This window comes from Reichenbachiella sp., assembly GCF_965223055.1.
In the GTDB taxonomy this organism is placed as follows: Bacteria; Bacteroidota; Bacteroidia; order Cytophagales; family Cyclobacteriaceae; genus Reichenbachiella.
The window spans coordinates 374,334-399,370 of record NZ_CBDCVM010000006.1 but is presented as its reverse complement, the minus strand read 5'-3'; the positions used below and the strand labels follow the sequence as shown (position 1 = coordinate 399,370).

The window sequence follows — 25,037 nt, the reverse complement described above, 5'->3', positions numbered from 1 at the left end:
TGTAAAAAACATGGAATCCCCTAGTCATATAGGGGGATTTCCTAATAATGGACGTGACTTCGGGTCAACTCATTGGAAATTGTATTATAAAAAGAGTAATTAGCTGTAAACATCATTTGAGTAGGACTATTTTATATAGTCATTCAATTGTACCAAATGATTATATTTTAATTTCTTGAAATTATAATAAAACTGCAGCTATCTAATACTCAATCTTTTGATCTGCTTGTTGTTCCCTTGTTGAACAGCTACAATGTAGATGCCAGCTTGAAGTTCTTCTCGGATATTTAAATGAATGTCCGAAATACCCAGATCAGGAGTGATTTCCTCCATGTGGATCAGATTACCAGATAGATCAAACATGGATACTTGAACCAGTGCATTTTCTTCTGCACTTACAAATCTGATATTTACATTGTTAGAGTGAGTTGGATTAGGAAATACAGACACTTCGATGCTAGATTTAAATCCTTCATTTAAAACAGTTATAGGCGAATGAATATTTCTAGTTCCATCATAGTCTACTTGAATTAATCTGTAATATGACAATCCGTAATATGGGCTGTGGTCTGTGAATGCATAGTTGGTAAACTCGTTGGTCGTTCCGTTCCCATCTATTTCACCAATAGATGAGTAATTTTCTCCATCTGTCGATCTTTGGATTTCAAAGTATTCATTGTTTAATTCTGAAGAAGTGGTCCATTTCAGTTTGACTTGATTTTCTACTAAATCTGCAGTGAATCTTACGAGTTCTACAGGGAGGGCAACAGTAGTTATTCCTCCGAATGAGTAGGTGTTAGAAATAGCAGCTGAGAAGTTTGATGAAGTTTGAGAAGTGATAGAACCATTGGATTCATCACCTGCAGGAGAACCACCTAAGTTTACCCATTCACTAGCAGTAGGTCCATCATAAATGGCCACTCTGACGTCTTCTATTACTTGAACGCCCATTCCGTCAATGACACCCAGTTCGATATTAGCATCGTTCACTCCGCTGGACGTAATGGTCCAAAGGCTAATTGGGCTAATTTCAACCATTGCGCCATATCCGGCATTGGTTGTGATATCAATTGTCTGACCGCTGTTGCCATTACTCCCAGAATATTCTGCCGTCCAGTTGTCTCCGCCATTGGTGACGTTTTCAATTCTTGTGTATCCGAATGTTGAGCTGTTTCCTATTGGGAATGTGAAATTACTACTAGCAGCCACTGCGTTTTTGGTTAAAGGACCATCAACATAGCTCGCTGAACTTCCTCCCGAAATTGATGCGGCAGATGTCAATGTCAATGTATTACTTACATCTGTTTGGATATTTTGTGAAGTAAGTGTCAACACACCATCCACTTCTACAGCATTACCTCCATCGATAATACTGAGGTTACCCGAAGGTTTGTTTACTGCAAGTCTATTGAATGCTTCTGCTCCGGTAAAGTCACCCGAAATGGTTTGATTGCCTGTTCCATCTGCGGTGAACGTTGTGGTAGTTGCGTCTACACTAAAAGTGCCTGAAGTTTTTGTGATGTCCTGTGCAAAATTCACGTTGCTGGAATTGGCTCCGGATACTGTGCTAGTTCCACCGATGGTCAAATCACCTTCAAGGTCAATGCTTCCATTCGTGCCCAAAGCTAACGTGCCTCCGTTGAGGATCAAATCACCGAGAATAATGAGATTATTGTTGCCTAAATCCAATGTGCCGGCTGTGAGTGTAACATTACCATTTACTGTAAATGTGGTATTTGTTCCTAAATTCAATGTACCATTAGTAAGTGTCAAATTTCCAAGGACATCTACATTTACATTAAAATCATTGTTGAGCGTTGTGCCACCTCGAAGTTCCAGATCATTACAAATGGTAATATCTGTATTAGGAAATGATTTTGTTCCAGTGCCGTCTATCAATAGGTTTCGAAGGTTTGCAATTTGATCCGGCAGTGTGTAATCATCGTTGTCATTGAAGGCCAATGTACCACCAGTTGAACAGTTGAAGAAGTCATCATATATTCCGGCGGGCAAGTTGCCACCTCCAGAAATCACTAATGTGCCGGACCCGGATACTCGTCCAAGCCTTGCGTTAGTAGCTGAAGCCGAAACAGTCAAAGTCCCATCGATTACCGTTTTGTAAGCCAATAAGTCTGGACCATCCATGATGATTTCATCACCGGCCAGAATATCTACAATGGCACCTCTCGGGGCAGAATTAGTGTCCCATGAACCATCCGTAGTCCAGTTTCCTGAACCACCGGCTACATTGGAAGTTACAGTCTGCACCTGATTAGGTATAGCTCCATCTACACCTGCTGTATAATCACCACCGATTCCTGAATCTCCGGTAGCGCTGATTACGTCAAAAGAAAGTGTGTTGCTCAAATCTCGAGATTGGTAATTGAAACCTGTCTCCAATTTATTCCAAGTATCTGAAGCATCTGGAAGGAGTCGAGCGGTATTGTAGTCATTCAGGGTAAAGGGAGAAGTGACATAGGCATCCGAACCGAAGTAGGTGAAAGTCAAATTTCCAATAAAATCGGTCATGCCGGATGAAGTTACCTCCCAATAGTATTGAAGTACATTGTCCTGATCCACAAACTCGGGTGAGTCAACATCTTCTTGTACGTTTGGATGAGGCTCATCTGCTGCTCTAATGGCTATGGTAGCGTTGGTTTCACTGTTTTGTGTTAGAGAAACAACAACTGGCGTATACTTGTTTCCAGAACCTATGGGGTAAGTGAAGGCACTAGCGGCTGTCCCGTTGTAGACTTTGATTACCCCTGCATCAGTAAAACTTCTTCTGGTTTGTACCATTTTCGAGGAAGAAAAACCTCCGCCGCTGGCATCGAAGAAAATCGCATCTTCGTTCATCGTCAATTGAAATCCTTGAATATCTAATGATCCTGTGTGTAATCTTACTTGTTCGGTTATGATTACATCATTATTGAGTGTTACATCTGATGAATTTTGAACTTGGATCCTACTGAACGTGCCTGCACCTACTATATCCTGCGGAGAAGATCCAGCCAACACAATTCCACTATTGCTTTTTGTGCCGTTGGTATTTGTGTGTATGGCTGTATTTGTAACAGTGCCAGAAACAGTAATATCGTTGTTGTTGTCGTCTAGTGTTCCTGTAGCAATATTAAGATTGTTTTGGATGGTAAGGTCACTTGATCCTGCTAGCTGAACCGTATTACTACTTGTTTTGTCCAAATTGTAAAATGTTGTAGTTCCAGTAATGACTTGGGTACCAGATCCATTGAAAGTTGTAGTGTTGGAACTCGGAGTGAACGTGCCATTATTGGTAAAATCTCCAGCAATTGTCAGTTCTAAGCCTGAGGCATCCATCGTAGTGTTAGCTTCAATGGTTAGATCATTGGTTATTGTCAATGGAGTGTTTAATAAACTCAATGTAGGATAATCAGATGTTCCTGAAGAATTGTCAACGATGATGTCATTCAAGGCAATAAGACTTTTTATAGATAGTGACTCAGTGCCGGAAGCGGTTGAAACATCACCGAATTGAAGTGAAGTTCCTGTGCCTACTGTAAAGGAGTCTGGATCCAGGTATACAGAAGCAATTGACGCAGTTGAAAGATGATTTGAAATTGTAATCGTTCCGCCTGTAAAGCCAAATGAACTACCAGAGCCGTAGACGGCAAACATCGGCTTCCCTGTGCTAGGTGATCCGCCGGTGTTAGTTCCAATGAGGGCAGTTCCTCCGGATTGAGTATAGTCTAGTATTCCACCAGAAGTATAGATGGACTCTCTGATTTGTGAACCTACCAAAAGCTGAGCAGTACCACTCAGGTCTATGCTGGCAGAGCCTGAACTTGAGTATTGAATATAGTTATTGTTGCCTCCATCCATATCCAGTATTCCTGTACCATCTAAAATTATTGCCCCATCCAAGGTTATACCCAAATCATCACCCAAAAGTGTGATCGTTCCTGCGCTTATTTGCAAGGCTGCCGAAGATGGAATGTTGAAATCCGCATCATTAGTTTCGTTTGTCAATATGATGTCATTCGCATCTCCGATGTTAGTGTCATTTATGACCAATGTCCCGTTTTGCAGCTCAATAGGTTGAATGGTAGCTGTAGGAGTGCTAAGTGTAAAATCGTCATTGAATGTAAAGGAATAGGTTTGATCAGTTCCCTTATTCTGAACAATTCTGTATAGGTCAGGGTTGGAGGTTGAGGTTCTTGAGTAGTTATTATTGCTTTCTCCTTGAAGCTCTAGAATAGCTCTAGGTCTGGCATTGTCTGCATTATAAAGATCAAAACTGTGACCATTTTCAGCGCCATGAATAATGTCCCCTTTAAGAATCAAAGTATGTTCTAGATCTACTGCCGCATCCGCGACAATCAAATCTCGATCCTGTGGATTTGTAAATGGATCTTCGGTGAAATCGATATCTCCATTTACAGTTACAGTTACAGCAGATCCACTATTTGGAAATTGGAATGTTCCACCTACCCAAGTGCCAATTCTTAAATCTTCGCCGATGGTCATATCCTGAGCAGGAATAATTGTTCCGTTTCCTTGTACTACTACATTGGCATTGGTAGTAATGTTTTGATCGATGGTATAAGTAAAAGACTCCACCATGAGGTTGGGTATTGGGGTGGGGATACTATTTAGTGTAGTAGTGGCACCAAAATAGAGATAGTAGGAATCTAGATTGGTCCCAAAATCTCCAAAGTCTCCATTCACTGTTGGGTTATCAGCTGCATCAAAAGAAACCATACCTGTTCCTGAAACCAATCCTACATTAAAGGTACCAGCAACTAAAAATTGCAATCTTGGTAGATCCTCTGAGGCGGCATCGGGGTAGGTAGTATAATCATGATCGAAAATCACGGCGCCCAAGTCGTTGATTGCTGCCTGAACGTTTACTCTATGAGAGTCTCCTGCACCATCAGATTGAATAATTACAACGCTACCTTCAGTAGGCACTTCTTGTGTCCCAGTTCCATCTTGTTCGTTTCTTGACCAAGTAGACGCCGTGTTGAAGTTCCCATCTTGTCTGGAATAATAAATTGTTGGGTTGCTATTGAATCGATTATTATGGCCTGCACTATAAAATGCTTGGTCTAGCGCAGCGGTGGCGTCATCAAAAGTGATTTCATTGGTGCTGGCGTTGTAGTCGTTTTCTGTAGAGCGGGTGAATGGCAGCACTGCTAATCCTTTTCCGCACCTCCAGCTTCCTGTGCCAGAGCCATCCAAATCGACTTCATCATGAATGAAGACTTGAGAACTTACTTGCGGTAAAACTGTAAAGTCTGAATGGTTGACCCGCCAGTAAAAACTCAATATACCACCAGCTCCCGGGTCGTTAGATGGAATTTCATCATCAGCTACACTTACCTGAATATAACCGTCATCAGTTAGAGTAGACACATTTATTCTAGCTGGTGTGTACCTGGAACCGTCGGTTGCATCTTGATTATTAGCATCCGTTCCTATAGGAAAGACCACTATTCCAGTCGCATCTACATACATCTCAATCCCTCCATCGGAAGCATTTCCGTCTGTTTGAACGAACCTGTTAGTGCCATATCCACTGATGGTTGCAGCGGATTCTTGCATACGAAGTTTGCTGCTGTGAATATCGAGTAATTGATCTTGACTAAATGTTAACGTACCAGTAATAGCCTGATCTGCTGTCATATCTACATCATTGGAGGCATCATTCAAATTGACATTGCCGAGTACGCCATTGCCATCTCCATCCAGACTGTAGTTGGCTGAACCTCCGCTAAATTCTAACGCTCCTGTACCTGTGCTTTGGTGAATTCCTGAGTTGGTTATGGTATTTTGAATAATAATGTCCTGATTACCATTGTCAAATGATGCACCAGATTGAATAGTAAGAGAGTTGCTTGCTGTAAGGTCTCCGCTATTGATAGTTTTAAGTCCGGTCCCGGAAGCTACCAAATCGTAAAAATCACCATATGTTCCTGCCAGGGAAATAGTTTGGCTAGCATCTCCTGAGAAAGTCGTTGTATTATTTCCTCCTTGAGTATAGGTCGAACCAGCAGATATATTAAAATTTCGTCCTACTGTCAAATCGTTGCCGTTCATTCTCACTTCGGTACCACTCGATAAGATAAAGTCATTGCTTACTACAATGTCTGATTCAAAATCTACGTATTCATCAAAATCTTCAGTAATTGTTAGGTTATAAAAATTAGGAGTAAATGATATTTCAAAACCTTCTCCAAGGAGCTGATTGGTATCAACATCAATTTCGATAGTCCCTCCGGTAACGCTGTAGTTTCCTTCGGGCACGTTGATATTTATACCATTGATGAATCCGGCGGTGGTTCTTTCATTTATATCTTTAAAAACCATACTTCCACCGGACATTACGAAGACAGCATTGTTAGACTCATAATCAAAAATGCCCAAATCCGTTTCCCAAGTGTTACCCCCTTGAGTAGTACCAGTAAAAGTTAGCACGCCCCCTGTCTGTTTGTAAACAATGTTTGCATTTGCGCCCCCCAGGTTTCTTAGCTGAGGGACATCCATGGTGCCTCCTTCTATGATCATTTCCGGGGATCCGTATTGAGAATAGAAAGTACCCGGGCCATTTCTGGTTTCATAGGTTCCTTCAGTCAATCTGAATTTTCCAATAATGTTGAGCGATTGCTGTTGACCGGTTGGGCCTTGAACCCCTGATATATCTCCAGCAGTCAAATCTGTGTCAATGGCAATGATATCGAGTTCATCGTCGCATGTTCCCCATACGAGCACGTTAGGTCCATTTATCCATAATGCTCCTCCGGCAGGGATGAACCAAGAGCCGTTTCCGCCGCCACCTATATTCGTATTACCTTCAGACATTGAAGGGATGAAAGTTTCTCCTGTTAATTCAAGGGTTCCATTCTTAATGTAAATAGGCTTCCCAATATAATTGCTAGCCTGGGCTGGGGCAGAGCCTGTCTCATTTCTACCAAATACTCTAAAATGACCAACTGCAGTCGGGTTTACTGTGAGTGCATAGGTCTGATCACTCCCCTTGTCTAGAATGAAGTCATAGAAGTTGGTAGTATTATTACAGGTTAAAGTATTGTCAGTTTGGCCAGTAAATCGAACGGTCACAGCATCTCCATTTGTGGGAAAACTATCAAACGCGTAACCAGTCAAGTTTGAAAAATTGACGATGCCATTGTTTGTAAAGTTTCCATATAAATTCAACCTGTGGAATGTGTCGTGGTAATTAATCGAACTCGTCGGCACACCAATATTTCCAGTTCCAACCGATATTTCGCCAGTTGCTGCTACCGCCAAATTTCCATATACATCAATGACCAATCTAGTTGTGCTGGCGTCATTTATTTGAAAATCACCTTGAGTGATGGTCAAGTTGTTATTAATAGCAATATCACTGGTAACAATGAGGTGTTGCGTATTAGAATTGAAATTTAATACCAAATTATAAAAGGATGTAAGGCCTGATGCTGAAGTTAAGTTAACATCACCGGCTCCATAGTACTCAATAGTTCCGGCGCCAGCGCCAGCACTTGTGAATACACTGGCATCAGTGAAGGTAGGAAGAATGTCGTCACTCAAACGAATAGTTCCTGAGCCCTCAAGCGTTGTAACCGTGCCATGGCCTGTACTACTTCCAAAATCTAAAGTTCCATTCACTACAAGTCTGGTCAATGTACCAGACATATCTCCGTTTCCAACAGTTACCGTTTTGCCAGATAGGATGGTTACAATGTCCGTGTCAGCAGTAGGTGAGGTATCTGGTGTAAGCCCATCAGGATTGTTGTAGATGGCACCTGCAGGGTCTAGAGTCCAGGTATTAGCATCTGACCAGTCGCCCGAATTGATGACATACCATTTTTTTGATGTTGAAGGTATTCCTAGCGTAAAATAGGCACTTGCCATTTCTGAATTAGTAAGGGTAAATCGAATTCTGTTGCCATTAAAGACGGGTGAAGTGGCCATTCCAGCCTGAAAAAAGTCTCCAGTAGTACCAAATCGAGCCAAAATGCTAAAGTCAGTAGCTGTGAGTCCACTGACATCTGTAAATAATCCTGATTCCACAACATCAAATTCAATAATAGCTCCGGATGTACCCGTTTTTTCTAAATACCAAATACGATTGTATCGTTCAGTGTCAGAAATGCCCGTTAAGTCAGCGGAAGTTGTGCTTAGGTTGCTGTTGTTGTGTCCAACATAGATATGATCATCATCAGCTAATGGGGCAGCTCCATTTTCTGAAAGGTATACGGAGCCACCTTCTCCGGTGGTGGCATCATGAGCTTCCGTGCTGAGTTGACCAATACCAACAAGATTGTACCTGTAATTTGGCGATGCTCCACTATAATGATCATTGGCTCCAATCGTAATTCCAAACTTTTCTGAATAGTAGTTTTCTACTACTCGATTTTTACCATTATTTAAAACGATATCGTAATAAATAAACTCTCCAAGATATCCATTAAAGTAATTCGAACTGGAAGCGTCACTGCCAATTTTTATCTGAACTGCATTGTGATCGCCTATGGTTGTAGGGATAGAAGTATTGTTGGTATAAACTACACCATCTAACGTAAGTGAAATTTCCGCGGGTCCGGCAGCTCCGTTATAAATACAGTTTACAATATGGCTTTGACCAGCGATAATTGAGGATGCTGGACTTGACACCGTATAGGTTGAAGACCCGTTATTAATCCCGAAAGTCATGCTTCCATTTGCTGCTACATAGACAAATAGGCCATTGGCAGCATCACCCTGCTGATAGACATATTGCAAACTTCCAACTGTAGAAGGTTTGATGACCATCGTCATAGTTCTTGCATTGATAGTAGAAGCTGGACTGATGTTATTGGAAGGATCAGAGAGGTCAAGAAACTCGTTACTGGCTGCAGTAAATAGCACTCCTGGTTCAGCATTTGTGCCGATATTGGCTGTGGCATCAAAGATTGGATTGGATGCTGTACTGTTATTGGTCGCATCATTATTATTCGCTTGATCAGCCCAAGTGGTCACGTTATTGGTACCATCATAGGTTAGGCCTTTATCAGAACGAAGCCAGAAAACAATATTGCTTGCTGGCGAATTGACTCCACCGGGACCGGTCTGCCCATATACGCTGCATGCATAACAAATTAAAAGAATTATTGCTGCAACTACCTTATTCCTGTTCATATCCCTTTTTCCTTTTCGAATAATGTTATTTGCAAAACAAGTTCATGTTTTGACGGAGTACATCAGTAATGATCTCTATTTACAAAAAACAAGTATTCTCTTAAGACCTTAGGTGTATTTCCTATGAATACCTTTAAATTTTCGATGAGTGATATATTAATTGTACTATTCTTAGAATTAATGATGAAATTCAGTCGATTTATTGTGTTTTAAGTGAGTGGCGGTGGAACATGTTTTTTTACTTTAATGTCAACGAAGGGTTTTGGAATACAAAAATTGACAGGCATAAAAAGGGTAAAAAAAAACGAGGAAAACCAAAACCTCGTTTTTTTTATTATGAGAAAAATTACTGATTGAATTTCGTTTAATCCAATCAAGCAATGGCTGCTGATTGATCTCAAATGTTAGCAAAAGAAAAATCAGCAAATTGGATGTTAAATGTTGGACTTCTTAATCTGTAAGACTGCAACGCTCAAAAGCTTGCTTGATATCAAGTCGGATACATTATTTATGTATCAACAAATTGAGAATTTAACCTTTAACACACCCAAAACAGCCTTTGATTCGGAACCCCCTATGCTTTTTATTGACCCTTATTTTATCATAAACATGCCTTTTTGATGATATTTGAATTTTCCCCCATTAAATATTATGACTTCCATAAAAGGCAAAATTTTATTATTGAATTGAAGTAGATTGCCATTCATTTCGGCATTAAATACCGAGAAAAATAAGTGTCTTTATAGCGACAAATTCAAGTTAATTTTTCAAACAAAATATTATTTTGTGAATATATAAGATGGCAACTTTTTGATTTGTTTTAATAGTGGAATTTTCGTCATATCATTGGAGGGTAGAATATAATTCTTCGATTTGCTAGATAATCAATGTATTTTTCTAATTTGAGTGTATTAATTCCAATGGATATTTTGATGATCATCGGGATGTTTAGCTTTGTTGAGAATAAAAAAAGAAGCTTATGTACTGGGAAAAGTATAGTAGACAAAAAATAAGGGATTTGGTTTTTGAGGGTATTGGAAAGAATCTTAATTACCGAGATTCACCACCCATAGGTTTGCCTGCTTCTTATTTAGATCCAAAAGTGTTCTATTCGGATGCACCTTTTCTAAGTGAAGCTCCTTTTATGAGTACTATGGTGGCCAACCCTAATCATATAGGATGTCATACGATGGGTGATTCTGAGCCAGTTTTCAGTGGTACGCAGGCTATCGAAAAAGAGCTTATTGAGATTTGTGCAACACAAATTTTCGGCGCTGAACCAGAAACTGTAGATGGTTATGTTGCTTCTGGAGGTACAGAAGCGAATATTCAGTCATTTTGGGTACTTAGGAATTATTTCATTCAAGAATTGGGAGCGAGCCATGAAGAGATAGGAATGGTTTATTCTTCTGATGCTCACTATTCTATGCCTAAAGGTGTGAATTTGCTTAACATCAAATCCATTTGTGCTCCAGTAGATGAAGAATCCCGTTTGATTGACTTGGATAAACTGGAAAACTCTTTAAACGATGCTACAAAATCAGGAATCAAATATTTTATTCTTGTAATGAATATGTCTACGACCATGTTTGGATCGGTAGATGATATGCATGCGGCTATCGAATTATTTGAATCTTTAAATTTAAATTTTAAGATTCATGTGGATGGAGCCTATGGAGGATTTATATATCCGTTTTCTGCAAAAAATGAATTGTATTCCTTTCAAAACAAGCATGTGTTTTCATTTTCCTTAGATGCGCATAAGATGTTGATGTCTCCGTATGGAACAGGTATTGTGCTAATACGAAAGGGATATATAGAACATGCGATGACGAAAGAGGCGAATTACGTGAAAGGTAAAGACTATACATTAATAGGAAGTCGCTCCGGAGCTAATGCAGTGGCTATTTGGATGATTTTGAGAGCTTATGGATCAGATGGGTGGAAGGCCAAAATTGCAGAGCTTTTGGATCGTTCGGATTGGCTTTGTGAACAGTTGAATAAACGAGGGATATCCTATTTTAGACACCCAAAAATGAACATAATAACCATGAAGCCTGATCTTATTGATCGATCCTTGGCAGAAAAATACTTTTTAGTTCCAGATGATCATGACTCACCTTCTTGGTGGAAAATAGTAGTGATGGATCATGTTAACGAAGGTGTATTAGATCACTTTTTATTGGACTTGGATAAAACTTTAGAAAATGCATAAAAAATCATTATTGATAGGTGCAATTTTTGGGTTGACATCAGTGGCTATTGGAGCCTTTGGAGCTCATGGATTGAAAGATTTGTTGGAAGCGAATGATTGGTTAGATGTTTTTGAAACAGGTGTAAAATATCAATTTTATCATGCGCTAGCATTATTAATTGTAGGCTTGCTTTCTGATAAGTTGAAAGGAAACTGGGTAGTAAAAGTGTTTTATTGCTTTGTGATTGGCGTAATAATTTTTAGTGGCTCTTTATATATATTGAGTTTGACCAATATAGGAATATTTGGTGCTATTACTCCGATTGGTGGAGTGTTGCTGATTCTGGGTTGGATTTTTATGATAACTGGGATTTATAAAGCGGAATGAGACAAAAAAATAGCTCAAGATGACAATCCTGAGCTATTGATTCCTTTGCTAATTAGAATGCATTAAACATCCACCTTCGCATATTTTGCATTCTTCTCAATAAACTCTCTACGTGGTGCTACTTCATCTCCCATAAGTACAGAGAATAAGTGATCTGCCTCAGCGGCAGATTCAATGGTCACTTGTTTCAAGCTTCTACCATCAGGATTCATTGTGGTTGTCCATAGTTGTTCCGGGTTCATCTCTCCAAGACCCTTGTAACGTTGTAGTCCTACAGACTCTTCTTTGCCTTCTCCGGCCATTTCTTTAGTTACTCTTTCTCTGTCGTCCTCAGACCAAGCATATCGCTCTTGTTTTCCTTTTTTTAACAGGTAAAGCGGAGGGAGCGCTATGTACAAGTAACCATTGTCTATTAAATCTCTCATGTATCTAAAGAAGAAAGTCAATATCAGGGTTCTAATGTGACTACCATCGATATCAGCATCCGTCATGATGATGATTTTGTGATATCTCAATTTCTCCATATTCAAAGCCTTAGGGTCTTCTTCAGTTCCGAATTTCACACCCAAGGCGGTGATCATGTTTTTAATTTCTTCGTTTTCGTAGATTCTATGCTCTTGCGCTTTTTCTACGTTTAGAATTTTACCTCTAAGTGGAAGGATGGCTTGAAATTTCCTGTCACGGCCTTGTTTGGCCGATCCTCCTGCAGAATCTCCCTCTACCAGGTAAAGTTCACATTCAGCGGCATCCCTTGAAGAACAATCCGCCAGTTTACCAGGCAAGCCTGATCCTGACATGACGTTCTTACGCTGCACCATCTCACGTGCCTTTCTGGCCGCTTGTCGAGCCTGCGCGGCTAATATTACCTTTTGAACAATGGCTCGAGCTTCTTTAGGATTTTCTTCTAAGTAGTTGTTCAGAATTTCGCTCACACTAGTGTCCACAGCGCCCATGGCTTCTGAATTACCCAGCTTGGTTTTAGTCTGACCTTCAAACTGTGGCTCTTGAACTTTAACCGATATAATAGCAGTCAAACCTTCTCTGAAGTCATCGCCAACAATTTCTACTTTTGCCTTTTCCAGCAAGCCTGATTTATCCGCGTATGACTTTAACGTCCGAGTCAAAGCTCTTCTAAATCCAGCCACGTGAGTACCACCCTCTATAGTATTAATGTTGTTCACGTATGAAACAACATTTTCAGTGTAAGATGTATTGTAGGTCAATGCCACCTGTACCGGAATATCGCCTTTTTCGCCTTCCATATATACTGGCGAAGGAATAAGTTTTTCTCTTGAGCCATCCAGGTAGTTGACAAATTCTACCAATCCACCTTCTGAATAAAATTCTTCACCAATGAAGTTACCCTCTTCGTCCTTTTCTCTTTTGTCTGTGAGTTGGATTCTAATTCCAGCATTTAAGTATGAGAGTTCTCTTAATCTGGAAGCTACGGTTTCATACTTATACTCGCTTACGGTGAAAATTTCGGTATCAGGCAGGAAATGAACAAATGTACCAGTGATATCAGTTTTTCCCGTTTCTTTTACTGAGTATTTAGGGATACCTTGAGAATATTCTTGCTTGAATATTTTACCACCTCTATGTACGGTCACCTCAAGCATTGAAGAAAGCGCATTTACACAAGAAACACCCACACCATGGAGTCCGCCAGAAACTTTATAAGTGTCTTTGTCGAACTTGCCACCGGCATGAAGAACAGTCATTACTACTTCTAGTGCCGAGCGTTTTTCCTTTTCGTGCATGTCGGTAGGAATACCTCGTCCGTTATCCGAAACAGAAATGGAATTATCTTCATTTATTGAAACCGTAATGGTATCACAGTGTCCAGCAAGAGCCTCATCAATGGAGTTGTCTACTACTTCCCATACCATATGGTGAAGTCCTTTGAACCCAACATCACCAATATACATGGCAGGTCGTTTTCTAACTGCTTCTAACCCTTCTAGAACCGTAATATTACTAGCCGAGTAGTCTCCTTTTTGTGCTCCGCTCGCTTGCTTCTTTTCTTCGCTCATTTCACGTATTTATTAATCTTCGTTCGGGTACATAATTTCTTTTATTTGGCTACTTATCCGTAACCTATACATCATCCCAAAACGAGACTTGATTTACCCGAATAAAATCTGCCAAAAATACGAAAATCTAGCTGCCCAAATGGTCGTTTTTTTAACATTTTTAAGATAATGGCAGAGATAATTTTTTTGGTTAGGTAAATTGCGATATATAAACTGATTTCGGCGAAATTAATTCTATTTATGCCCCATATTTTACAGCAAGCTTCACTTAAGAAATACAACACTTTTGGAATAGAAGCAATAGCAGATCAAATCGTTGAAGTTTCTAATAATCAAGAGGTTAAAGATGCCATAAGTCTATCTGGATCACTAGGTGTTTCGCCTTTGATTTTAGGAGGAGGATCTAATGTATTGTTTACTAATGAAAATTACCCGCTAGTTATTGTCAATAAGCTCGAAGGGATAGAAAAAATAAAAGAAGATGATCAGTTTGTTTGGGTTAGATCTGGCGCAGGTGTTGTTTGGCATGAATTGGTTTTACATTGTATTGAACATGGCTGGGGTGGAGTTGAAAACTTGTCTTTAATTCCCGGCACTGTGGGAGCCGCACCTATGCAGAATATAGGCGCTTATGGGGTAGAAATAAAAGAAGTATTTGAGACATTAGATGCAATTAATAAGAACACTTTGCAAGAAAAGGAGTTTAGCTACCAAGAATGTCAATTTGGCTACCGAGAAAGTGTCTTTAAAAAGGAGCTCAAAGGGGAGTATTTTATTACATCTGTTACTTTAAAACTGACCAAAAAGCATAAAGTCAATGTGAGTTATGGGGCGATAAGCGAAGTCTTGGCAGCTCAAGCGATAAAGAATCCCACCATAAAACAGGTGAGTGATGCGGTGATCCAGATCAGAGAATCAAAATTGCCTAACCCAGCAGAAATTGGCAACGCTGGTAGTTTCTTTAAGAATCCAGTAATTAGTTGTGATCAATTTGATGTATTGAAAAGCAATTATTCCACTGTGCCTAGTTATGATCAACCTAATAGCAAGGTGAAGGTTCCCGCCGGTTGGTTGATAGAAAATTGTGGATGGAAAGGGATGCGAGAGGGCAACATTGGTGTGCACAAGAACCAGGCTCTGGTTTTAGTAAACTACGGAAATGGTACTGGGGCTGAAATAAAAGATCTAGCTTTTAGAATCAAAGATTCTGTAAAAGAGAAATTTGATATTGATATCACGCCAGAAGTGAATATCATTTGATAGCTATTGTAGAACTGACACCATGTTTAAAGTATTGAAAATGACTCTACTGACAATTCTTGCCGCGCTAGTCGCTGTCGTAATTTTTGTTGTAATTTTTTTTAATACAGCTCCTCAAATAGGGGATGTTGCAACTGGAAAAAGACTCGAAGAAGTTGAGAGTTCTCCACAATACAAAGAAGGGAAGTTTCACAATTCTGTACTTACAAAAACAGATTTTTCATTTGCAAAGACCATCAAGATAATGTATCAAATGGTTACCAATACCCAAGGTAGAGAACCGAAAGGAAAAATCAAGACTCAAGCTTTTGACCCTGAAAAATGGACGATTAGAAATGAAGATGAAATTATGTTGAGCTGGTTCGGCCATTCTTCAGTTTTAATCAAGATCGATGGAAGGACTATACTGGCTGATCCTGTTTTTGGTGACAGAGCTTCTATGTTTTCATTTATGGGACCAAAAAAGTTTGATTACAGTCATCATATGGATGTTAGTCTATTGCCCGAAATAGACCTAGTGATTATTTCGCATGACCATTATGATCATTTAGATTATCCTACGATCATACAGCTAAAGGACAAGGTGAAGTTGTTTTATGTACCTCTTGGAGTGGCCTCTCATTTAGAGAGTTGGGGAGTGCCAACTGAAAACATTAGAACCTTTGATTGGTGGGACGAGCAAAAGCTTGACGAAAATGTAAAATTGACATTCACACCGACAAGACATTTTTCCGGAAGAGGGTTGACGGATAACTTCAAAACATTGTGGGGTTCGTGGGTCATTGAAGGCAGTAGCCAAAGAATGTTTTTTAGTGGGGATTCAGGTTATTTCCCAGGGTTTAAGGAAATTGGTGAAAAGTTTGGAGAATTTGACCTAGCATTAATTGAATGTGGCGCATACAACAAAGAGAGCTGGCCAGATATACACATGCTCCCTGAGCAATCAGTGCAAGCAGTCATTGATGTTAATGCGAAGATTGGGATGCCTATTCACTGGGGTAAATTTAATTTGGCATTGCATCCATGGAAAGATCCCATCCAAAGATTCAATCATGAGGCCAGATCGAACAATTTACAAACACATACACCGCTAATTGGAGCTGTGATGATGATCCCATCGGAAACTAGCCCCCAAAATTGGTGGGATAAATACAACTAGTCTTTTGTGAGTGGAGTGGTCATTAGCTTTGAAGAAGCAAATGTTCAATTAAGGATTGTTTAGGTTTTACTATTTTTTGAGTAAATTCTTATCAATTGAATTTTAAAATTAGCTATGAAGAGGAGCATTCTGTGTTTGAGTGTATTATTGGTTTTTAACATATATCCTCTTCGTATATATGCAAGTACCCCATCAGATGCTATCATAGCAAAAGCAGATTCCTGTGCCCAAGTGTTGAATTTTGATTGTGCAATTGACTATTATCAGGAGGCATTATTATTCAAGCATGGAGATAGTAGTCTAACAGCATTTCTAAAAATCCATAATCAGATTGGTGATATTTATTACAAACAAGGTTATTTCACAAAAGCTAATCGAAGTTACCAGCTTGTGCTAAGATATGCTGAAGATCACCATATAGTTGAAGAAACAGCCAAAGCTTTAATGGGACAATCACATGTCCTTTGGCGGTACGGGGATAACGTCAATTCTATTCAAAATATATTAAGAAGCATTGAATTTTTTCGATCAGCTAGGGATACTGCAAATTTGGTGAGTGCGTCAAATATATTAGGTGGAATTTATGTGAGTACAGGCGAATTAAGCAAAGCAAGTGAGATCTACGGAGAAACTCTTGAAATAGCTATCAATGGAAAAGATTCCGTGGGAATGGCAAGCTCTTATGAATACAAAGGTGTGATTCGATCATTCAACAAAGAGTTCTCAGAAGCCATTAAATATTATCTAAAATCCTTATCCATCAATCAAAAAATAGGTAATGAATTGGATGCAGGAATCACCAACGCAAATATAGGAGAGGCGTATCTCAACTTGTCTGACTACAAAATTGCGCTTGAATATTTATCAGTTGCCGAGGAGATATTGACTAGGCATAATTTTAACTCGGGGTTGATTTTTGTGAATTATTGCGCAGGAGAATGTCACATGAAATTGGGGCAATTCTCAAGAGCGCACAAGCGATTTGACAAAAGTTTGGAATTGATACAACTCACAGGAGAAATGCGAGAGCAATCAACTGTACTGGGCTTAAAAGCAAAGTGTTTTGAATTGGAAGGTAAATTTAGCCAGGCATACAAGGTTCATAAAGAATATGCCATTGCAAAGGATTCTTTAAATACTTCGAATCAAAACAAGCAACTCATGCAAATTATGGGGCAATTTGAATTCGAAAAGAAAGAGCAAGAAAATTTATACTTGCAACAAGAAAATGCATTGAAAGCTAAAGAAATTGATTCCAAACAAGCTCAAATCAGATTGCAATATGCCATAGTGATAAGCTTATTGATTTTTCTAATGATTGTTGTTTTACTATTCGTAAAACTTTATAAAAACAAAAAGCTATTGGATGAAGCCAATCAAACAAAAAACAAGCTGTTTGGTTTTATTGCACATGACATCAAAGCACCGTTGGGTAATTTGCAAATGCTTGTACACATGTTGGAAGATGGGTTCGCACAAAACCAAAAGGAGCAAGACAAAGTGCTTTCAGAATTGAATAATTGTACTTATTCAGTAGTTCAGTTAACGGATGACCTCATTTCTTGGTCAGTTGCTCAGCAAGATGGTTTGGATTTTCATCCTAAAAATGTAGTGTTAGGAGAAATGGTCAAGGATACTCTGGAATTATTCATGCCTCAAATCGAATTCAAAAACGTCATAATTGAAAACAACATTCAACCCTATTTGCAAGTGTACATTGATCAAAAAGCTTTTTTGTCGATATTAAGAAATGTGATTTCTAATGCGATTAAATTCTCTGAAACAGGAGGAGCTATAGAGCTGAGCGCCAAAGAAATAATAAGTAAAAAAACTGGACGAGCCATGATTGAGTTGAGATGTAAAGATGAAGGCGTTGGAATGTCAAAAGAAAGGGCCGAGTTGTTAGTAAAGACAAACCAAATTCAAACCACTCGTGGCACGGCGAATGAAAAAGGAACTGGATTGGGGCTGAATTTGATAAAAGAATTCGTTCAAAAATCTAATGGTTACATTAAGATAAAGAGTAAAGAAAATATAGGAACGAAATTTTCTGTTTTTCTGCCTGCTACCGCCGAGTGAATTATGAGCTTTTTAGTCCTGCAATATGTTGCTGACGAAAGTAGATTTCAGCATCATCCATAACAAAAAGAAAAGAATGGCCCATTTGAGGTAAATGGGGTAGAAATCAGTAGTGTCCCGGAATCGATTTTCTTTAATTTCGGCTTTTTCGTATTTGTCAATAAGTGCAAATACACTTTCCAGTGCTTTGTTGTCCGATACTCTATAAAACTGGCCACTACCAATTTCAGCGATTTTCCTCAGGGTAGTTTCGTCGAGCGTGTTTTCCACATATCGGGTGCGGCCAAAAAAGTCCTTGCCAAAAGGTACCTTTCCTTCTTTTCCTATCGCAATAGTGTAAATTTTAATGTCATAAGCACTGGCGAGTTCTGCTGCAGTAATAGGGTCGATGTTTCCAGCTGTATTGTCACCGTCACTGAGTAATATCATCACCTTAGACTTGGAATCAGATTCTCTCATTCTGTTGGTCGCCACAGCCAGAGAACTGCCAATGGCAGTCCCACCTTTTTCAATCAGATCAAAAGAAATGCCATCGATATACTCTCCTAATAAATCATAGTCTGATGTGAGTGGAGATCTAGAATATGCCTCCCCAGAAAATACAACCAACCCAATTCTGTCCTGGAATCTGCCGGCGATAAACTTTCGGGCCACATCTTTCGCTGCTTCTAGCCGATTGGGCTTGAAGTCTTCTATTTGCATAGATTCCGATATGTCAATGACAAGCATAATGTCTATACCTTCTGTCCACTGCTCCACCTTCTCGTTTGTTTTTTGTGGTCTAGCCAATGAAACTATAATTAGAGAAACGAAGATTAAAAAAACAACACTAGGTATATGTCTAAGTAATGAGGAGGCGCTCCATTTTATATCTTTTCTGATCAGTGCTATGGCCAGATTCTTTTTTTTGCTCAAGCTCCAGACCCACCAGACCAGCACGAAAATGGGAATCAATAGAAATGCATAAAACAGGATTGGGTTTTCCCATTGAAAATTAGAAAAAGTGACTGGTTTGAACCATTCTATAGAAAACCAATTCGCAGTGTTGCCCTGTTGTTCACCCATGCTTCACCTCCTTGATTTTATGCTGATATCTTTCCAAAGTAAAATCCTCTAAAGCCTCAAAATTTTTGTGCATTTCGTCGTCGTCGATGGCCCCATAAATAGCTCGATCAATGGTTTGGAGGACAACTTTCAACTCTTTTTCAAATCCAACTTTCAATATCTCTTTAGATGTGTATTTGGTGAAAGGTCGGTCTTCGATTTTTTCCATATACTTTTTCCAAGAAACTAGAATTTGCTCGATCAAATCTGCATTCGTCTCGCTTTGTTTAATTCTAATAATACCGCGTTCAAACTCCATGGAGAATTTTTCATAGGCTTTTCTCATTCGGTAAAGTTTCACCTTTTTACGGATGCTATGACCAAATAAGAAGTAGGTTCCTATTAGCAGAATCAACAAAACCCCAAGTCCAATCATCAAGTAGGGATAGTTGAAAGCGTATTCAACGGTTTGATAAGATACGTTTTCTTTGAATTTCAACGAATCTGGCATCATTGTCACGAGCTCTTTCAAAAAGAGAGAGTCCGTGTTGGATAAAATGATGGTACTGTCATTACTGTTTAATAAATAAACGGGTAGTTGAAGTTTTTGAACTAAATCAACTTCAAAAGAGGCCAATGTATAAACAGCACTATCAAAAGCATGCGTACTATCTGTACGGGTAGGGAAGTAGCTTTTGGCATAATATTCAAAAGGTTCGAAATCGTGTGTTGAATCAGGAAACACTACTTGCCAATCCAGTGGATATTTCACAGAAAGAGAATACTGTACTTCTTCACCCACCATTACACTGTCTTGTAGGAATTTTCCAAAGGGAGAAATTTCCTGAGCGTAATTGAATGAAAATACTAAGCTGAATAATATGCCTGCAGCAATTTTTTTACCCACTTTTCCTCATTTTATTTCTGACTTTGAACAATCGGATGAGCTTTGGTACATAGTCCTCATCAGTGCGGATATTGGTGTAGTTGGCTTGATTTCTTAAGCAAAATTTCTCTAAATCCTGTTGCCTATCTCCATAAGTCTTGTCTAGTAGTTTTCTGAAAGCACCTGACGAGGTGTTTTTCCAGACCGTTTTACCACTTTCCTGGTCGTGCAATGGTACAATTCCTAGGTTTGGAAATGTAGTTTCCCTTTTGTCAGATATTTGGATGACCACCAGATCATGTCTTCTGGCTAAGGCCTTAAGGTCATGCTCATAGTTCTCGTCTACGAAATCTGATATGAGAATAACGACGCTTTTGCGCTTGAGTAAATTTAGGGTGAAATGAATTCCCTTGGCTAAATCTGTTTGTTTAGACTTTGGTTTCAGATTAAACACGTTGGATACAATATTAAATGAGTGCTTCAATCCTTTGCCAGGCTTAACGTATTTTTCTTTTTGATCAGAAAAACAAATAAGACCAACTTGACTATTTTCTTTTATGGCCGAAATAGAAAGCAAAGCGCAAATCTCTTTACCAATGTCTAGTTTTTGCTGTCCTTCTTTTCCAATATTCTGGGAAGCACTAACATCCAGGATGAAGAATACGTTTTGCTCTTTCTCCTCTTTAAATGTCTTTACAAAAGTTCCATGACCTTTGGCGGAAACATTCCAGTCAATCGACCGTACATCATCTCCATATTGATAGGAACGAACATCATCAAATTCTAGCCCAGACCCTTTGAAAATAGAATGAAAGTCTCCTTGCATCTGGGAGTTGATAGCCTTCCGGATCCTAATTTCGTATTTTCTAAGCTTCTTGAGGATGTCCTTCATTCATTGTACTTTTGAGGCGCTAAAATTAAGCCATTACTTAATACTTTGGGTTTGTGAAAAAATATTTTTTGTTAATAAATGTTATCGTGGGATTCGGATGTAATCAGACGGTTAATGATGTAGAGGTAATACCACCTTCGAAGATGATTGAGTTGCTTATTGATATTCATATTCTGGAGGCTCGAGTGGATAAGCTTCGGATCACTAATGATTCATCCTTTGCCGTTTTCAATACATTGGAGAAAGAAATATTTGATTTGAATGATATCACAAAAGAAGAATATGAAAGAAGTTTTCAACACTATTTAGCCAGACCGAGAGAATTAGACCAGATTTATTCTGTAGTTGTTGATAGTTTGAATTTGATCCAAAAAAGAGGGTATCAAAAAGAAAGCGAATTGGCTCAGGTGGCTGATTTCAAACCCAGTTTAGACTCTTTGGCAGTCAACAATAGAATGATGAATTCTCCTTCCATATCCAAAGATTCGCTATTTAAAAAATAGAAATTGAACTATTACCCTAAAGATATTGAGGTCAAATTAGGTTTTGACAAAGTGAGGCAATTGGTCAAAGACCGCTGTTTAAGCACGCTTGGGGAGGACTTTGTAGATCGTTTAACCCTGTCTACGAATACACCCAAGATAAATGAATGGATGGATCAGACGCGAGAGTTTATTCAAATACTCACTAGCGGATCTTCATTTCCACAAGCCAACTATACGGACATATCTCCAGCACTGAAACGATCTGAAGTGCCTGGTAGTTTTCTCGATGAAGAGGATTTCTTTGAAGTTAAATTGGTACTGGAAACGCTGCTCAAAATGTTGAAATTTTTCAAGGAGCATCAAGAGGACTATCCTGTTTTGGCTTCCAGGGTGGAACACATAGAATTGGACGATGCTTTGTATTTAGCATTGGACAAGAAAATTGACGAAAAAGGACAACTGAAGGACGACGCCAGTCACGAGCTGATGTCGATTCGAAGTGCAATATCAAAAAGTCAGGTACGAGCACGAACGGCCGTCAATAAGATATTGAAGGAAGCTAATAAGCACGGCTATTGTCCGGAGTCACCGGCTTTGACCATCCGAGAGGGTAGAATGGTGATCCCTGTTTTAGCCGAACATAAGCGACACATCAAGGGATTCGTACATGATGAATCGGCCACTGGTCAAACGGTGTATTTGGAACCAGCTGAAGCGCTGGAAATCAATAATGAAATCAGAGAACTCAGATATGCTGAAAGACGAGAAATCGTACGTATACTGACGGTGCTAACTGATGAATTGCGTGAGAATTTACCAGAAGTACGCAAAGGGATAAAAGTGATCGGTGTAATGGATTTCATCCGAGCCAAAGCAAAGTTTGGGATTGACTTTGATTGTACTTGCCCCGAGTTGTCAAAACAGCAAAAAATCAATTGGCAGTTGGCCCGCCACCCCATCTTGGAAGCCGCGCTAAATGAGCAAAAAAAGCAGATTGTGCCGTTAAACTTGGCCTTGTCTAGGGAGAAAAGGATCATGCTGATTTCAGGCCCAAATGCCGGAGGTAAATCTGTCTGCATAAAAACGATTGGCCTTTTGCAATATATGGCGCAGTGCGGAATGCCAGTTTCGGTTTCAGAAAGTTCGGAGTTCGGGACATTTTCATCCGTTTTTATAGATATAGGCGACGAACAGTCTATTGAAAATGACTTGAGTACATATAGTTCGCATTTGACTAACATGAAGCATTTTCTGGAGCAGTCTACTAGAAATACTCTTTTTCTTATTGATGAATTTGGTACCGGTACGGAACCACAATTTGGAGGAGCAATTGCCGAAGTAGTACTATTGGAATTAAACAAATCCCAGGCTTTTGGTGCTATTACCACGCATTATGGCAATTTGAAGAAAGTGGCAGATAAAGAAAAGGGAATAGTGAATGCCGCTATGAAATTTGATGTCAAGAGGCTAGAGCCGATGTATGAATTGGAAATCGGCAAGCCCGGTAGCTCATTTGCTTTGGAGATCGCTGGAAAAATTGGATTAAACCACGAAATGCTCAATAGGGCAAAGAAAAAGGCAGGTGTATCCCATGTACAATTTGATCGATTGCTGAGCGAATTAGAATCTGAGAAAAATCAAATTGCAAAAGACAAAAAGGCATTAGACAGCAAAAATAAAAGATTGACAGAGGCCATCAAGGATTATGATGATCTAAAGAAGTATCTGGAGAAGGAAAAGGCTAAAGTACTGAAAGATGCCAAAGCTGAGGCAGCCAGGGTCATTGAGTCTTCAAACAAAAAAGTAGAGGCCACAATCAAGGCGATTAAAGAATCCAAAGCGGATAAAAAGCGGACTGCACAAGCTCGTGAAGCGCTCAAGGATCATGCAAACAAAGTAGTAAGGGGCAAGGAAAAAGTTGAACCTCAAAAAGTGATCGACACTAGTCCGATCGCGGTAGGTGATAAGGTACAATTGAAATCTGGTGCTGTGGGTGAGGTTGAAAGTATTAAAGGCAAGCAGGTCGAACTATTGTTGGGAGGATTAAAATCAAGAGTGAAGCTGGCTGACCTTGTGAAAATATCGTCAAAGGAATTCAAGAAATCGGCCGAAAAGCGTGTGCAGCAAATGACGGGCATCAATCTAAATGATAAAATGGCGAGCTTCAGTGCTACCTTGGATATTCGCGGTGTCAGAGCCGAAGAGGCTATCGGCAAGGTGGAGTATTATGTGGATGAAGCACTGCTCCTTGGTCATGCAGAAGTGAAAATATTGCATGGTAAAGGACATGGCATACTTCGCGAGTTAGTAAGAAATGTGCTGAAAGAGAATCATAAAGTCATTAGTGCTAAAGACGAACATGTGGAGCATGGTGGGGCTGGCATCACTGTTGTTACACTTGATAACTAATGAGCATACCCACATACTCTCGCCAACAACTTGCACTCCGAAACGGTCAGGATCGTGACGAAATCTGGGTAGCGTACAAAGGAAAAATCTATGATGTCACTGCTTCAAGAATGTGGAGAGATGGAAAACATTATGAACATTGGGCCGGGCAAGATTTGACTCCAGAGCTGGTTGATGCTCCACATACAGAAAAAGTGTTTGATAAGTTTGATGTAATTGGAAAATTGGGTTAGTCACTCTATTCGACGAAGTACATATTCAAAAGTCTTCGGCCAATACCCTTCTGGATCTGTAGATAGATGATTATACTCTGTGCCCCGAATTTCATTCCCGTCTTCTGAGATCACCCATTCTACTTTTTCTTCTGCCGGAACCCCACCACGCGCGATAAATGTATCATAGCCCTTAAAAGTTCGTGTTTCTTTGTCGAATGACAGTGGATAGTCCACTCTTCCCGGCCAATTGTCATACAAATACAATACTTGAAAGCTGTCTTTGCGCACGTGATAGTTAAGTAACTCCAATAGCTCTCTAGTGCTTCCATTTTTTTGCTTCCAGGTAGAACTTATTTCGACATAAGTGCCCTTGAGTATTTTTTTTCCAACAGCTTGGATGGTTTCGAATCTGGTTGCTCGGGAGCTATCTCGAGGAAAATAAGCGGTAGCATTACCCGTCCATTCTCCGATGAAAGTATGTAGAATAGGCAAAGGATCGAATGAATCAATCGATTGTTGTCCATGCACTGAACTAAAAGTGAATAGTAGTAGGACTAGAGTTTTATTGAGTTTGAATTTCATAGCTTTATTTGTTCTGCAATTAGGATAGTAATACTCAAATGACGACGATTGGTTACCTGTTTGCAAATGGAACCCCAGTATTGTGAACCAATAACTACTCTAAGACGACAAACAACCATTTTGCTATCATTCGAAAAGTGCCATTCTATAGCGTTAACCGAAATGAAAGGGATAAGACAGAGGTTTCAAAAAATATTCAATTATTGTCGACAAGCTCAATGAATCTTCTAGAATTTGTTATTTTCGAATCTGATG

General features: G+C 39.5%; 14 protein-coding genes. 8 read left to right on the top strand and 6 right to left on the bottom strand.

The window, feature by feature from the left end; genetic code table 11:
- Window positions 1-198: 198 nt before the first annotated feature.
- Entirely contained in the window at window positions 199-9,156 is an 8,958-nt protein-coding gene (locus tag ACOQO5_RS06750) for a T9SS type A sorting domain-containing protein (protein ID WP_420580930.1), read from the bottom strand.
- A gap of 979 nt (window positions 9,157-10,135) precedes the next feature.
- On the opposite strand from ACOQO5_RS06750, the gene ACOQO5_RS06745 reads away from it, so the two are divergent.
- The gene (locus ACOQO5_RS06745) at window positions 10,136-11,371 is read left to right on the top strand and encodes a pyridoxal-dependent decarboxylase (protein ID WP_420580929.1); all 1,236 of its coding nucleotides are present in this window, start codon (window positions 10,136-10,138) and stop codon (window positions 11,369-11,371) included.
- Window positions 11,364-11,738, top strand: a complete 375-nt coding sequence (locus ACOQO5_RS06740) for a DUF423 domain-containing protein (RefSeq protein WP_420580928.1) — start codon at window positions 11,364-11,366, stop codon at window positions 11,736-11,738. Before ACOQO5_RS06745 ends, ACOQO5_RS06740 begins: the two co-directional genes overlap by 8 nt.
- Before the next feature lie 62 nt (window positions 11,739-11,800).
- Here the strand turns inward: ACOQO5_RS06740 and gyrB are convergent, their stop codons facing one another.
- Window positions 11,801-13,771 (bottom strand): DNA topoisomerase (ATP-hydrolyzing) subunit B, encoded by a 1,971-nt coding sequence (gene gyrB / locus ACOQO5_RS06735; RefSeq protein ID WP_420580927.1) that lies wholly within the window; start codon window positions 13,769-13,771, stop codon window positions 11,801-11,803.
- Window positions 13,772-14,011: 240 nt separating this feature from the next.
- Between gyrB and murB the strand changes: the two genes are divergently transcribed.
- From murB to ACOQO5_RS06720, 3 genes are all read left to right on the top strand, one after another.
- The gene (gene murB / locus ACOQO5_RS06730; RefSeq protein WP_420580926.1) at window positions 14,012-15,031 is read left to right on the top strand and encodes a UDP-N-acetylmuramate dehydrogenase; all 1,020 of its coding nucleotides are present in this window, start codon (window positions 14,012-14,014) and stop codon (window positions 15,029-15,031) included.
- A 22-nt stretch (window positions 15,032-15,053) separates the two neighbouring features.
- Entirely contained in the window at window positions 15,054-16,190 is a 1,137-nt protein-coding gene (locus ACOQO5_RS06725; RefSeq protein WP_420580925.1) for an MBL fold metallo-hydrolase, read from the top strand.
- Window positions 16,191-16,304: 114 nt separating this feature from the next.
- Complete coding sequence (locus ACOQO5_RS06720; protein WP_420580924.1) at window positions 16,305-18,269, top strand: tetratricopeptide repeat-containing sensor histidine kinase; 1,965 nt, start codon at window positions 16,305-16,307, stop codon at window positions 18,267-18,269.
- A gap of 12 nt (window positions 18,270-18,281) precedes the next feature.
- On the opposite strand, the gene ACOQO5_RS06715 is transcribed toward ACOQO5_RS06720, so the two are convergent.
- Genes ACOQO5_RS06715 through ACOQO5_RS06705 form a run of 3 tightly spaced genes read right to left on the bottom strand, consistent with a single transcriptional unit; the run spans window position 18,282 to window position 21,091 of the window.
- Window positions 18,282-19,334, bottom strand: a complete 1,053-nt coding sequence (locus ACOQO5_RS06715; RefSeq protein ID WP_420580923.1) for a vWA domain-containing protein — start codon at window positions 19,332-19,334, stop codon at window positions 18,282-18,284.
- The gene (locus tag ACOQO5_RS06710) at window positions 19,327-20,220 is read right to left on the bottom strand and encodes a hypothetical protein (protein ID WP_420580922.1); all 894 of its coding nucleotides are present in this window, start codon (window positions 20,218-20,220) and stop codon (window positions 19,327-19,329) included. Before ACOQO5_RS06710 ends, ACOQO5_RS06715 begins: the two co-directional genes overlap by 8 nt.
- Window positions 20,213-21,091: a DUF58 domain-containing protein gene (locus tag ACOQO5_RS06705; RefSeq protein WP_420580921.1), complete on the bottom strand. Its 879-nt coding sequence runs from the start codon at window positions 21,089-21,091 to the stop codon at window positions 20,213-20,215. The genes ACOQO5_RS06710 and ACOQO5_RS06705 overlap by 8 nt, the downstream gene beginning before the upstream one ends.
- A gap of 53 nt (window positions 21,092-21,144) precedes the next feature.
- Here ACOQO5_RS06705 and ACOQO5_RS06700 point away from each other — a divergent pair, with 53 nt between their 5' ends.
- Genes ACOQO5_RS06700 through ACOQO5_RS06690 form a run of 3 tightly spaced genes read left to right on the top strand, consistent with a single transcriptional unit; the run spans window position 21,145 to window position 24,218 of the window.
- Window positions 21,145-21,594, top strand: a complete 450-nt coding sequence (locus tag ACOQO5_RS06700; RefSeq protein ID WP_420580920.1) for a DUF4296 domain-containing protein — start codon at window positions 21,145-21,147, stop codon at window positions 21,592-21,594.
- 3 nt (window positions 21,595-21,597) lie between these two features.
- A complete protein-coding gene (locus ACOQO5_RS06695) occupies window positions 21,598-23,985 on the top strand; it encodes an endonuclease MutS2 (RefSeq protein WP_420580919.1) in 2,388 nt (795 codons plus the stop codon).
- Entirely contained in the window at window positions 23,985-24,218 is a 234-nt protein-coding gene (locus tag ACOQO5_RS06690) for a cytochrome b5 domain-containing protein (RefSeq protein ID WP_420580918.1), read from the top strand. The genes ACOQO5_RS06695 and ACOQO5_RS06690 overlap by 1 nt, the downstream gene beginning before the upstream one ends.
- Here ACOQO5_RS06690 and ACOQO5_RS06685 read toward each other — a convergent pair whose 3' ends face one another.
- Window positions 24,219-24,782: a hypothetical protein gene (locus tag ACOQO5_RS06685; protein WP_420580917.1), complete on the bottom strand. Its 564-nt coding sequence runs from the start codon at window positions 24,780-24,782 to the stop codon at window positions 24,219-24,221.
- Between the last annotated feature and the right edge of the window lie 255 nt (window positions 24,783-25,037).

Bases quoted from the DNA above. Each gene is read 5' to 3' on its own strand.
- ACOQO5_RS06705 (WP_420580921.1), bottom strand. From the start codon at position 21,091: ATGAAGGACATCCTCAAGAAGCTTAGAAAATACGAAATTAGGATCCGG.
- ACOQO5_RS06725 (WP_420580925.1), top strand. From the start codon at position 15,054: ATGTTTAAAGTATTGAAAATGACTCTACTGACAATTCTTGCCGCGCTA.
- murB (WP_420580926.1), top strand. From the start codon at position 14,012: ATGCCCCATATTTTACAGCAAGCTTCACTTAAGAAATACAACACTTTT.
- ACOQO5_RS06720 (WP_420580924.1), top strand. From the start codon at position 16,305: ATGAAGAGGAGCATTCTGTGTTTGAGTGTATTATTGGTTTTTAACATA.
- ACOQO5_RS06715 (WP_420580923.1), bottom strand. From the start codon at position 19,334: ATGGGTGAACAACAGGGCAACACTGCGAATTGGTTTTCTATAGAATGG.
- ACOQO5_RS06690 (WP_420580918.1), top strand. From the start codon at position 23,985: ATGAGCATACCCACATACTCTCGCCAACAACTTGCACTCCGAAACGGT.
- ACOQO5_RS06745 (WP_420580929.1), top strand. From the start codon at position 10,136: ATGTACTGGGAAAAGTATAGTAGACAAAAAATAAGGGATTTGGTTTTT.
- ACOQO5_RS06685 (WP_420580917.1), bottom strand. From the start codon at position 24,782: ATGAAATTCAAACTCAATAAAACTCTAGTCCTACTACTATTCACTTTT.
- ACOQO5_RS06740 (WP_420580928.1), top strand. From the start codon at position 11,364: ATGCATAAAAAATCATTATTGATAGGTGCAATTTTTGGGTTGACATCA.
- gyrB (WP_420580927.1), bottom strand. From the start codon at position 13,771: ATGAGCGAAGAAAAGAAGCAAGCGAGCGGAGCACAAAAAGGAGACTAC.
- ACOQO5_RS06750 (WP_420580930.1), bottom strand. From the start codon at position 9,156: ATGAACAGGAATAAGGTAGTTGCAGCAATAATTCTTTTAATTTGTTAT.